9 protein-coding genes are annotated in these 12654 nt (G+C 60.6%); 5 read left to right on the forward strand and 4 right to left on the reverse strand.

What is annotated here, in order from left to right; all coding sequences use genetic code 11:
- Window positions 1-156: 156 nt before the first annotated feature.
- Complete coding sequence (locus tag B3Y70_RS10370; protein ID WP_286894638.1) at window positions 157-2481, reverse strand: ATP-dependent helicase; 2325 nt, start codon at window positions 2479-2481, stop codon at window positions 157-159.
- Window positions 2482-2538: 57 nt separating this feature from the next.
- Between B3Y70_RS10370 and B3Y70_RS10375 the strand changes: the two genes are divergently transcribed.
- Window positions 2539-4680 (forward strand): tRNA(Met) cytidine acetyltransferase TmcA, encoded by a 2142-nt coding sequence (locus B3Y70_RS10375; protein ID WP_288589757.1) that lies wholly within the window; start codon window positions 2539-2541, stop codon window positions 4678-4680.
- 69 nt (window positions 4681-4749) lie between these two features.
- Window positions 4750-5337, forward strand: a complete 588-nt coding sequence (locus B3Y70_RS10380; protein ID WP_113879103.1) for an ankyrin repeat domain-containing protein — start codon at window positions 4750-4752, stop codon at window positions 5335-5337.
- Window position 5338: 1 nt separating this feature from the next.
- Here B3Y70_RS10380 and B3Y70_RS10385 read toward each other — a convergent pair whose 3' ends face one another.
- The gene (locus B3Y70_RS10385) at window positions 5339-6448 is read right to left on the reverse strand and encodes an enoyl-CoA hydratase/isomerase family protein (protein WP_288589758.1); all 1110 of its coding nucleotides are present in this window, start codon (window positions 6446-6448) and stop codon (window positions 5339-5341) included.
- A 214-nt stretch (window positions 6449-6662) separates the two neighbouring features.
- Here B3Y70_RS10385 and B3Y70_RS10390 point away from each other — a divergent pair, with 214 nt between their 5' ends.
- On the forward strand, window positions 6663-7001 hold the full coding sequence (locus B3Y70_RS10390; RefSeq protein WP_206853750.1) for a c-type cytochrome: 339 nt from the start codon (window positions 6663-6665) through the stop codon (window positions 6999-7001).
- 26 nt (window positions 7002-7027) lie between these two features.
- Here the strand turns inward: B3Y70_RS10390 and ppnN are convergent, their stop codons facing one another.
- Complete coding sequence (gene ppnN, locus B3Y70_RS10395; RefSeq protein WP_011787057.1) at window positions 7028-8410, reverse strand: nucleotide 5'-monophosphate nucleosidase PpnN; 1383 nt, start codon at window positions 8408-8410, stop codon at window positions 7028-7030.
- A 121-nt stretch (window positions 8411-8531) separates the two neighbouring features.
- Here ppnN and thiI point away from each other — a divergent pair, with 121 nt between their 5' ends.
- Entirely contained in the window at window positions 8532-9986 is a 1455-nt protein-coding gene (gene thiI, locus B3Y70_RS10400) for a tRNA uracil 4-sulfurtransferase ThiI (protein ID WP_023012098.1), read from the forward strand.
- On the opposite strand, the gene B3Y70_RS10405 is transcribed toward thiI, so the two are convergent.
- Window positions 9987-11000, reverse strand: coding sequence for a histone deacetylase family protein (locus B3Y70_RS10405; RefSeq protein ID WP_199452845.1), 1014 nt, complete (start codon window positions 10998-11000; stop codon window positions 9987-9989).
- Window positions 11001-11205: 205 nt separating this feature from the next.
- Between B3Y70_RS10405 and B3Y70_RS10410 the strand changes: the two genes are divergently transcribed.
- The gene (locus tag B3Y70_RS10410) at window positions 11206-12654 is read left to right on the forward strand and encodes an NAD-dependent succinate-semialdehyde dehydrogenase (RefSeq protein WP_199452847.1); all 1449 of its coding nucleotides are present in this window, start codon (window positions 11206-11208) and stop codon (window positions 12652-12654) included.

Genomic DNA, 12654 nt, shown 5'->3' on the forward strand with positions numbered 1-12654 from the left:
GTCTGATTATTATGTCTTGAAGCTGTCTCCGATGAAAACGGATAAACTCCGGTAAAACACTACGTTACTGAAAATCTAGGCCAGTAAGCCATAAAACACAAAATTTGGCATCTTTCGGCGTCTTCGCAATTGTACGCAGCCTTCACACACGACAGATCAATCACCTGCGGGTGTGAAATACAGATGCGCGCTTTTTTTACTGAAATTCAGCGTGTCGCCATTGCCAAACCGGACCTCGAACGAGCTTTCATCTTCCGAGATAACCTCGCCCGTGCCAAAGATGGCATGGGTCAGACGCTGCTGATGCCAGACCGGTTCCGCAGTGCTTTCGGTCACCGTCGCCTCGCTTTCCAGCGGTATGCCCTCGCGCTCGGCGTAGCGCAGGCTCACGGGGGTTAACGGGTGATCCAGCCTCAGGGGCTGGTCTGTCGGGGCAGTACCGGTATCCAGCGCGGAGCCGAGTTCCTGGGCTAATCCAAAGCACAGTTCGGAAACAAATCGACTGGGACCTTGGTCGCCCGCCAGATGCGGGCTGGCCGGGGTGGGCCGGGTGATCAGGTGCAGACGGTGGCGGGAGCGGGTCATGCCCACGTATAGCAGCCTACGCTCGCTTTCCAGCAGGGCACGGGCATCGTCCTGGGGGCGCGGGCTGTAGGGCAGATACTTCTCCTGCAGCCCAGGAATGATCACCACGGGCCATTCCAGTCCCTTGGTCCGGTGAATGGTGGACAGCAGTACGCCGTCGTCCCGATGTTCGCTGGCCTGCTGTTTCAACAGGTTGAGGTGGTCCAGGGCCCCGTCGGCATTGACCTCCAGGCTTTTCAGATAGTCCCGGAAGCCCTGAATAGTATCAATCCGCTCCTCGGCACTGTCATGGGTCAGTGCGAGACTGCGAATACCCTCATAGAGATCCATGTGCTCGGCATAGACGGTGATCAGGCCAGCTACCGGCCCCTGATAGCGGTCGAGTTGCTGCAGGACTTCACCGAGTTTTTTCAGCTTTCTGGCCGCCATGGGCGCCAGGGCGTCGAAATCCAGACTGAGCAGCCGTTCGTGCCAGCCGGTGTCGAACGCCGCCAGGAACCGGGCCAGGTTTTCCAGTTCCGGTTCTTTCAGGCCCACATGGGGGAACCTCAGAATCTGGCGGGCAATGTCCAGTCGGTCGTTTTCTGCCAGCTTGTCGAGCCGACGGGTAACCACCAGCAACAGGGCCTGCACCGCCTGAACCTCGCGGCTGAACAGCGCGCCCTTACCGGCGTCGATCCGGTAGGGAATCTGGCGTGCCAGTAGTTTCAGTTCAATCGGCACGCTCTGGCTCCAGACCCGGAACAGGATGGCGCTCTGGCTCTGTTGTTCCGGCGCGAGTCCCTGCAGGATAGAAAGCACCTGGTTGCCATCGTTTTCGGCCTGATGCAGATGGATTTCGGTGTCGGGGGTACCCGGGTGGGAATGGCACATCACATCCCGGCGGCCGGTGTTGTGGCAGATCAGATGGTTGGCCAGCAGTGCCACCCGGTGGCCGTAACGGAAGGTGTAGCTGAGGGTCTGCTCCAGCGGGCTTTCAAACTCATCACTGAACTTGCGCAGAATGAACTCGGGCCGGGCACCACGGAATTCGTAGATGGTCTGGTCCGGGTCGCCGACCACGGTTACCCGGGCGCGGTCACCCGCCACATAACGCAGAAGCAGGTGCTGGATCTCGTTGGTGTCCTGGTATTCGTCCACCAGGATCAGATCCATTTTGTTACCCACCAGGCGCTGCAATGGCGGGTTCTGATGGATGGCCATCACCGGCTCATACAGCATGTCGGCGTAGCTGATGCGGCTTTCGCTTTTGCGCCACTGCTCGAAGGAATGGAACAGGTCGATCAGGTAGCGGTGTTTGTCGGAGTAGCCCAGCTCCTCGAACACCACCTCCGCGGGTGCCAGCCCGGTTTTGACCCGGTCGATAAAGCCGGTGGCGGTTTCGACAAAATCCTTCTTGTTGCGGCGGATTTCATCGGCCAGTTCCTCCGGTGCCAGCCGCCGGGTCAGCAACCAGGCCTGGAAGCCGATCTCCTGTTCGGTCAGGATCTTTTCCGAAAAGCCCGGCAGATAGCCTTCGCGGACGAACCGACGATACAGCCGCAGGCCCATGGCGTGGTAGGTGCGGATTTCCGGCAGGGCCAGCCCGCTCTGATCGCAGACGGACTGTAACTTGCGCTCAAAGTCCACCTTGGCGCTGCGGTTGAACATCAGCACCAGCATCCGGTCCGGATCGTGGCCCTGGGCCAGCAGGTAGCGGATGCGCCAGGCCAGCGTGGAGGTTTTGCCACTGCCCGCGACGGCAGTTATCACCGCGTGCTCGTAGCCGGAGGTGATGATGGCGCGCTGCTCGTCGGTCAGGTAATCCGGTAGGGACAGGTGGTCGGGGGCTTGGGTTTGGCTCGGCATAGTCGCTATTGTACTGGCCAACTGGTAGTGCGGATAGCGCTGCCGCATAATCCCGGCATAGCTCAGGCGCAAATACCTTCTTATGGCCAGCAGGTCCGAATTGACGTGAATGATAAAACCGAGACAATCGCCTCAGGCTGGCGCGGGTTCCAGCAAATCCTGGCAGCTCGCGGCCATCGCCGGCTGGTATTGGTTGAGGGTGATCGGCAGGCTGCGATAGCCCAGGTCGCCGGGCTCTTGCCGGAATTGTCGGCCGCGCAGGGGCTATGGGTCGGTCGTGAACAGGATGCGATCATGGCCGGGCTTGGCCATATCCGTGCCAAAGATTACCGGCGCGTACTGGGGCAGGAGTTGCCAGTTCTGGTCTGGGATGGCTGGGAGGGAACGTCTCCGGACGCGTTTGCGGCACTGTCCGGCACATTACGGGCCGGTGGATTGCTGTTCTGGTTGATGCCCCCGCTGGCGCAGTGGTCGGACTTTGACGATCCGGACTATGGCCGAACCGGGCTGGATCGGACGAGTGCTCATCCCTTTGCTGCCCGGTTGGCGGCGATACTGGCCGAAGATCCCGATGTCATTAGGCTTGTGGCGGAAGATGCCAGCGTGCCTGATCTTAACCGGCCGGAACCGGGCAGGGCGGGCTTTCAACCCGGGCAGACGGCCGAGCAGCAGGCTCTGGTTGCCGACATTGTGCGCACTGGCCAGGGCCGCCGCCGACGGCCGCTGGTGATTACTGCCGATCGTGGGCGCGGCAAATCTGCGGCACTTGGCATCGCTGCTGCTCGCTTGCTCGAATCAGGCCGGAAACGGGTGCTGGTGACGGCGCCTTCGGCGGATAACGTGGCTACCCTGTTCGCTCACGCCCGGCAGGAACTGGGTGATGCTCTGGCAATGGATACGCCGACTCAACTGACCACCCGGTCCGGTCATGAGTTGTGCTTTCTGCCGCCACAGGAGTTGCTGTCGCAGCGGCCGGAGGCGGAAGTGGTCTTGGTTGATGAAGCGGCGGGTTTGCCGGCCCAGTGGTTGAAAGCCGTATTGCTGGGCTGGCCGAGGGTGGTGTTTGCCAGTACGGTGCATGGCTATGAAGGTACCGGCCGGGGCTTTGCCTTGCGTTTCCGACAGATTCTGGAGCAGGAAACCCCGCACTGGCGCGCAGTCAGCGTTCGTGAGCCCATTCGCTGGGCAGAAGGCGACCCGTTGGAGCGGCTGATCTTCCAGCTGTATCTGTTGTCGGCGGATGCGCCGGAGCCGGAATCGGTTGTCACCGGCGACGTGCGCATTGAACGCTGGCAACCTGCCGCGGCCAGCGAACAGACCCTGGCGGAGGCCTTTGGTCTGCTGGTCAATGCTCATTACCGGACCACGCCCGGCGATCTACGGCAGTGGCTTGATGACCCCGTCGCGCTGACCTGGCGCGCCAGTGTGAAGGGGCAGACCATCGGCGTGCTCTGGGCGTCCACAGAGGGAGGCCTGGCTCCGGAGCTGGCGGATGAGATTGTCGCCGGAAAACGGCGGCTCAGGGGCCATCTGCTGGCCCAGTCACTGGCCAATCATGGGGGGATGCCCACTGCCGCTACCCTGAAAACCCTTCGAGTGGTCCGCGTAGCGGTGGCGGAATCGGCACGCAGGCTTGGGGTCGGCCAACGGCTGGTGGCGGCTGCCCGTGAGGCCTGTGTTCAGGATGGAATGGATGCATTGGGTACCAGCTTTGGCGGCGAACCGGGTTTGTTGGCGTTCTGGCACCGATGTGGCCTGCGCATCGTGCGTATGGGTCTGAGCCAGGAGGCGTCCACCGGAGAGTTTTCCCTGCAAATGCTGATGGGCACCTCTGAGCCGGGGCAGCAACTTCAGCAACAGCTGAGCACCCGTTTCGCCAGACACTGGCTAGCTCTGGTGCCCCGCCATTGGCCTCAGCTGGACCATGAGCTGTTGCTGGCCGTCTCCGAAGCTTTGCCCTCACAGGTATGGCTAGATGACGATGATCGGCGGGATCTGACCCACTTTGCGTATGGCTTTCGCGGATTTGAACTCACTTTGCCGGTCTTGCAGGGGCTTTCTGTCTGCAAGGGTATGCCTCAACGAATTCAAAGCCATCCGGAGGCAATGCTCTGGTGTCGTGCCGTATTGCAGGGCTGGTCCTGGGCACAGTTGCAGGATGCCGGGCTTTGCCGGGGCCAGCGAGACGCAGAAACGCAACTGCGATTGCTGGCTCGAGAACTTCTGCAAAACGAGGCGGAGTTGTGACCGGTTCGATTTAATTCCGGTGACTGGCTGAGCAGAATAGCTGCAAAACGCAAACAAGAGACTTCCGACATGGGCAGGGACGCGAGCAGCTATTTCCACCTGGTATTTTTCCTGGCACTGACGCTGCTGGCCGGATGCAGTACAACCGGGTCAGCACCTGAAACCGGAGAGGCCGGTGCCGGCCCGGAGGAACTGATGGCTGCGGTGCGCGCCAATGAGGATCGGGCGGTACTTGAGCTGCTGTCCAGGGGGGTAAGGCCGGATGCCCAGGCCGGAGCGGAGCAAACCCCGCTTATGGTGGCGGCCACCAACGGTAACCGCCGCATTGTCCGGTTGTTACTGGCTGCGGGCGCAGAGGTGAATGCACGCAGTGCCGACGGCAATACCGCGGTTATCCAGGCTGCTGAAAATGGTCATCTTGCGGTGGTCCGGGCCTTGCTGGCGGCGGGCGCCAACGTGAACGTCAGCCAGGGTGGCGAATCCCTGTTGATGAAAGTGGTGGCCAGTGGTGACCTTCTGACCGCCGAGATGCTTCTGGCGGCCGGTGCCGATGTGCACTATCGCCGGGCGGATGGCACCACCGCTCTCGATCTTGCCCGCGCCAGCAACAATCAGGATCTTGAAATGCTGCTGGTGCAGGCGGGCGCCGCCCGCTGAGTCAGAGGCTGTCCAGCATCATTGGGTCGGTCGTGTCATCCCACGCCGGCTGAAAATGCCGTTCAACCACCTCTTGCGGCACTTCGGCAACCGAGGGATAAGACCACTCTGGGGCGCGGTCCTTGTCGACCAGCAGGGCGCGAATGCCCTCGGCCAGATCGGGTCTCCGGGTGCACTCTTCGGCCATGGCCAGCTCCATACGGAACACATCTTTCAACGACATCTGCTGGCCTTTCTGTATCTGGTGCCAGATCAGCCAGGCGGTGACCGGGCAGCCGGTCTTCAGGGTATGGATGCACGCCTGCCACCAGGGGTCGGTACTCTCCGAATTCCCCAGTTTTTCAACGATGGCCGGTAGCTCATCGCCTGCACTCAGGCGTGCGATGGTCTGTTCGTGCTGTTCCAGGTGCCCCGGAGCCAGCGTGCGGTAATCCAGCGCTTCCAGCTGGTTCAGCAGGCGGAACAGGCGGTTGTCGTCGGCGGCGGTTTCACCGCTCCAGCGTTCCTCCTGCAGCCGTTCAAGCAGAGCGCTGCTCTGGTCTGCTTCGATCACCATATCAGCCAGGCCCACTCGCAAGGCGTCGGCGACATTCAGTCGAGCGCCAGTCAGACCCATAAACAATCCGAGCCGGCCCGGGAGACGGTTCAGGAACCAGCTCGCGCCCACATCGGGGAACAGACCGATGCTGATCTCGGGCATTGCCATGGTGACATTCGGGTAGATTAACCGGTAACGGCAGGCCGCCAGCAAGCCCAGGCCCCCGCCCATGACAATGCCGCCGGCCATGCCCACCACCGGCTTGGGGAACCGGTGCAGGGTAAAGTCGAGACGGTATTCCGCCGCAAAGAACCGCGCGGGTGCGGCTTTATCGCCATCGCCGGTCAGTGCCGGGTACAGGGCCCGGATGTTGCCTCCGGCACAGAACGCCCGGTCTCCCGCCCCCTGCAGAACCACCAGGCAGATACGGGAATCCTCCGCCCATTGCGCCAGCGCCTGCTGTGCCTGGTTGACCATCTCCTCGGTCAGGGCATTGAGTGTGCCCGGCTCGTTCAGGGTGAGCAGGCCGATGTGTCCTTCCCGGCAGGGGAGCTCCTGTACCTCAACTGGCATGGCTTGGTTCTCCGGTGGTATCTCTGATTGGGTATTTGTGGTTTGTTCGTACTGTCGTTCACAATGCTCAGGCGTAAAAGAGGACTATGGTCGCACGAAAGTCCTTGATCTATCACATTTGAGCTCACGGGCGGGTGTGCTATAAGTGAAACCTGAGTTACTGACCGGTTTTATGCCGGAATGTGAACGTTAAAACGATGAGAGGGTTAACACAATGAATCTGAAGCATCTTGCAGTAGCGGGCCTGTTCGCAGCTGGCGCGATGGTACCGGTCGCTTCCATGGCCGCCGGTGACATCGAAGCTGGTAAGGCCAAGGCCGCCGTTTGTGCCGCGTGCCATGGCCAGAACGGTATCTCTCAGGTGCCCATCTATCCGAACCTGGCTGGCCAGAAAGAGCAGTACCTGGTTGCAGCTCTGAAGGCTTACAAGGCAGGCCAGCGTCAGGGCGGACAGGCTCCGGTGATGCAGGGTCAGGCCACAGCCCTGAGCGATGCTGACATTGCCAACCTGGCAGCTTTCTACGCCAGCCTGCCGGCCGACGGCGGCAAGTAAGGCGTTGTGTTTGTCAGTGCTGCGGCTCAGGCCGCACCACTGACAATGCGATAGCTCGGACGGTAGGCTGAGGACCCGGGTAGTTTCATCCGGTTCTGCGCCACAAACTGCTCCAGCATGGCCTCCAGAGGCTTGATCAGCGTCGGGTCACCGGCGATTTCAAACGGCCCTTTCTCCTGCACCTGCCGGATTCCGCTTTCCTTCACGTTACCCGCCACAATCCCGCTGAACGCTTTGCGCAGATTCGCCGCAATCAGGTGAACCGGTTGATCGCGATGCAGTTCCAGAGCCCGCATGTTGTCATGGTTCGGCTCGAACGGTAGCTGGAATACCGGATCTATCTTCAGCATCCAGTTGAAGTAGTAGGCATCCTGCATGGCGCGGCGGAAGGTCTCCACGTCTTTCATGCCCTGCTTCATGGTCTGGGCGACCCGTATCGGATCATCGATGATGATCTCGTATTTGCTGGCAGCCTCATCGCCCAGGGCGTTGCGGATAAACTTGTCGATCATTTCGAAGTATTCGGCATTTTCCTGGCGGCCGGTAAACACCACCGGGAAAGGCAGGTCAACGTTGTCCGGGTGCAGCAGAATGCCGAGCAGGTACAGAATCTCCTCTGCGGTGCCTACGCCGCCCGGGAATACAATCACACCATGGCCACAGCGAACAAAGGCCTCGAGACGCTTCTCGATATCCGGCATGATCACCAGCTCGTTTACAATCGGGTTGGGCGCCTCGGCACCGATAATGCCCGGCTCAGTAATGCCGATGTAACGGCCATTCTTCACCCGTTGCTTGGCGTGGCCGATGGTGGCGCCTTTCATCGGGCCTTTCATGGCGCCCGGGCCGCAACCGGTGCAGATACTCAGGCCGCGCAGCCCCAACTGGTGCCCGACATCCTTGCTGTACTGGTATTCGTCGTGGCTGATGGAATGGCCGCCCCAGCACACCACCAGGTCTGGCTGACGCCCCGCCTCCAGTACCCTGGCGTTGCGCAGAATGTGGAACACCAGATTCGTTAGGTCTTCGGGGTTGTCTTTGCGGAAGCCCGCCACGCTGTTGGGCAGGGAGTGGCTGTAAACGATATCGCGCAGCACAGAAAACAGGTGTTCCCGGATGGCGCGTAGCATTTCGCCGTCCACAAAGGCGTGGCCGGGCGCATTGATCAGTTCCAGTTTCAGCCCCCGGGGCTGGGGCACCAGCCGTACATCGAAATCGGCGTGGGCTTCCATCAATTCCTTACAGTCGTCGGTTTCGACGCCGGTATTGAGCACGGCCAGTGCACACTGACGGAACAGGCGATACAGACCACCCTCGCTCTTGTCCTTGAGCCGGTTTACCTCGTAGTTGGAAAGGATCTCGAGGCTGCCCTCGGGGGAGACCAGGGCATTCATGGTGGTTTCAGTCATCGTTGGTGAAGCTCCTGATGGTTTCGGCAATGACGGATTTTGAGCCAGTCTGGCGAAAGGGTACACTAAGGCCTTTCTGGCTTTTACGCCACCCGACGTTATTCCGATCAAAGTCTTTTTTATGAAATTGCTGATTCGTCCCGCCCCGGAAGTGGCTATCAAGAGTAAACCCGTTCGCCAGCAGCAGATGCGCCAGTTGCGGCAGAATATCCGTAAATTACTGGCCCGGCTGGATCCGGAGATCCGTGTGGATGGCAGCTGGGACCGGGTGGACGTGGATGTGCCCGATGGCCGCAGCCTTGCCGGCCCGGTGATTGATGAGTTGGTGCGCATTCCCGGCATCTCGACCATCCAGGAGATCGGGGTGTTTCCGTTTGTCGATCTTGACGATGTGGGCGAAAAGGCGGTGCAGGCCTATGCCGAACGCCTGAAAGGCAAGACGTTTGCCGTTCGCGCCCGCCGCCATGGCGATCATGATTTCCGTTCCATTGACCTGGAGCGTTCGGTGGGTGCGGCGTTGTTGCAGGGCTCCGGCGCCAAAGGCGTAGATCTGAAATCACCGGATTTGGAAGTTCGTATTGAGGTAAAGGACGACAGCTACCACATTGCCCATCGTCGCCACGAGGGTCTTGGCGGTTATCCGCTGGGGACGGTAGAAACGGTGATGACGCTGATTTCCGGCGGCTACGACTCGTCGGTGGCTGCCTACCTGATGATGCGCCGTGGTATTCGCAGTCATTATCTGTTCTTTAACCTGGGCGGTGCGGCCCATGAAGTGGGCGTGCGCCAGGTGGCTCACTACCTGTGGGAGCGTTATGGTTCGTCCCACAACGTCAAGTTTATTTCTGTGCCGTTTGAGGGTGTGGTCGCCGAGATCATGCGCTCGGTCAACCATCGCCACTGGGGCGTGGTGCTCAAACGGATGATGCTCAAGGCCGCTGCCGAGATCGCCCGGGATTACAACGCCTCTGGGCTGGTCATGGGCGATGCGGTGGCCCAGGTCTCCAGCCAGACCCTGACCAACCTGAATGTGGTGGACCGTGCCAGTGACGAGGTGGTGCTGCGCCCGCTGATCGCGATGGACAAGCAGGAAATCATTCGAATTGCCAAGGACATCGGTACCGAGCCGTTTGCCCGCAACATGCCGGAGTATTGCGGCGTGATTTCCAGCAAGCCGGTCACCCGTGCCAGGCTGCATCGCGTGGAGGAAGAAGAGGCGAACATGGACCCGGCCGCCCTGGCCGATGCCATCGCTAACCGTACCGACACCATGGTCAGCCAGCTCCTGGACAGCACCCAGACGCCGGAAGAGGTGGAGTTGATCCAGACGCCGTCGGTAGATGACGTGATTATCGACGTTCGCCACCCGTCTGAAGAAGAACGCTCGCCACTGACCCTGACCAACAACGACGTGCTCAAGATTCCTTTCTACGAGCTGAATCAGCAGGTGGCGGAACTGCCGGGCAACCGCCAGTACCTGCTGTACTGTGACCGGGGCACCATGAGCCGCATGCACGCCGGCCACCTGAAGGCAGAGGGGCATGGCAATATCAAGGTGTATGCCCCGGCGGTCTGATCAGCCCTCCAACCCCTTGAAAAACTGCTGGACGTTCTCGCTGAGAGCGTCCAGGTCATACCCGCCTTCCTGCACCACCAGCGTGGGTAAACCCAGCTGACGAAGGTGCGTGCTCAGCCGGCAGAAGCCTTCGGAAGTCACCGATACTTTCGCCTGCGGGTCGTTCTTGTAGATATCGAAACCCAGGGTCAGGATCAGCACATCCGGCTGGTACAGGCGAATGGCGGCCACGGCTTCATCCAGTTTGGCGAAGAAATCCTCCTCGCTGGAGCCGTGGGGCATGGGCAGGTTGATGTTGTAGCCATAGCCTTCGCCTTCCCCACGTTCGTCCTCGAAGCCGCTGACCACCGGATAAAAGTTGGTGGGGTCGCCGTGGATGGAGATGTACAGCACGTCGCTGCGGTCGTAGAAGATCTCCTGAATGCCCTGGCCATGATGCATGTCGGTGTCCAGGATGACCGTTCGCGGGAACCGGCTCTTCAAGTGCTCGGCCGCGATGGCGGCGTTGTTCAGGTAGCAGAATCCACCGGCGGCATCCTTGCGGGCGTGATGCCCTGGTGGCCTGCACACAGCGTAGGCGTTGCGCTCTCCGGCGATCAGCGCGTCGGCGGCACCCAAGGCGGTCTGGGCCGACCAGTAGGCCGCCTTCCAGGTATTTTCGCCAATGGGGCAGCTGCCGTCTGCCAGGTAACAGGCGGCTTCGGCCAGGACGCCCCGCATGGCGTTGGGGGAACGTACGAAAATATTCGACATTACCTCGTCGCCCCAGTCTTCCATTTCCATCCAGCGCCGGTGGGCGGATTCGAGGAATCGCAGGTAACCCAGGTCGTGCACCTTGGAGATCGGGCCGGCGCCCTGGTCGGCCGGCTGCAGTACCGGGATGCCCATGGCTTTCAGGCCTTCGAGCATCTGGCCGGTGCGATCAGGCACCTCCTGAGGCTGGCGCATCTGGCCACGGGTGAAATAGGTTTTCGGGATGTGCAGGTCCTGCGTCGGATGAAAAAATGCTTTCATGAATCCGTCTCCTTGGGGTGTCAGGGAGAGCCTGTAAAAACTCTCCTTCGAGTATAGGCAGTCACCCGCCCGGGTCAAAAATGACGGCCAGGAAATCTCCCCCTGACTTTACAGGCCGCCACTCAGGATCCACTATGAAAGGCACGCGTTGCTTTTGAACTCCGCCCCGGTCCGGGGCGTCACCAGTCATGCAAGAGGAGCCGAGATGATCGAGTCACCACTACTGGAAAACCTCACAGGCTACATTGGCGGGCGCTGGAAAGACTCTGCCGGCGGTGCCACGTTCGACGTTTACAACCCGGCCACCGGCTCGGTGATTGCCAAGGTTCCGTCGATGCCGGAGGAAGATGTTGTGGCAGCGGTGGAGGCTGGACAATCAGCGCTCCGGCTCACCAATCCCTGGCCGATTGAAACCCGCCGCAAGTGGCTGGAGGATATTCGTGACGGCCTGAAAGAAAACCGCGAAGAGATTGGCCGCATCCTGTGTATGGAGCATGGCAAGCCCTGGAAGGAAGCCCAGGGCGAGGTGGATTACGCCGCCGGTTTCTTCGATTACTGTGCCAAGCACATCAGCGCTCTTGATTCCCACACGATTCCGGAGAAGCCCAAGGACTGCACCTGGACGGTTCACTACCGGCCCGTGGGCGTGACTGGCCTGATCGTGCCCTGGAATTTCCCCATTGGTATGATCGCCAAGAAGCTTTCGGCGGCCCTGGCAGCGGGTTGTCCTTCTGTCATCAAGCCAGCCAGCGAAACCCCGCTGACCATGATCGCGTTCTTCAGCGTGATGGATAAACTCGACCTGCCGGATGGCATGGTCAACCTGGTAATGGGTAAGGCCAGCGTGATCGGCAAGGTGCTGTGTGAGCACAAAGACGTACCCATGCTCAGCTTCACCGGCTCCACAGAAGTGGGCCGCAAACTGATTGTCGACACCGCCGAGCAGGTGAAGAAGCTGGCACTGGAGTTGGGGGGCAATGCCCCGTTCATCGTCTTTGACGATGCCGACCTGGAGGCCGCCGCCGATAACCTGATTGCCAACAAGTTCCGCGGTGGCGGCCAGACCTGTGTCTGCGCGAACCGTATCTTTGTGCATGAGAAGGTGGCGGATGCCTTTGGTCAGAAGCTGGCGGAACGTGTGAACAAGATGACCGTGGGCGATGGTATGAACGATGGCATCGACATTGGCCCGCTGATCAACAAGCAAGGCTTTGATAAGGTCAAACGACACCTGCAGGACGCCCTGGATAAGGGCGCCAGCCTGGTGGCCGGCAAACAGCCAGCGGAACTGGGTGATGGCCTGTTCTTCCCGCCCACGGTGGTGCAGGGCGTGGACCGGGAGATGCGCTGTTACCAGGAAGAAACCTTCGGCCCGCTGGTGCCCATGGCGCTGTTCCGGACCGAGGAAGAAGTCATCGAAGCCGGTAACGATACCGAGTTTGGTCTGGCCTCGTACGTGTTCACCGCCGATGCCGAGCGTGCCCAGCGGGTAGCCGCCGGTTTGAGGTTTGGCCATGTGGGCTGGAATACCGGTACCGGACCAACGCCGGAGGCGCCATTTGGCGGTATGAAAGCCTCGGGTATTGGCCGGGAAGGTGGTCTGGAAGGGCTGTTTGAATTTGTGGAGGCCCAGACTGTGCCGAGAGGCTTCTAG

The organism is Marinobacter sp. UBA5687 (assembly GCF_002420325.1).
GTDB classification, from domain to species: Bacteria; Pseudomonadota; Gammaproteobacteria; order Pseudomonadales; family Oleiphilaceae; genus Marinobacter; species Marinobacter nauticus.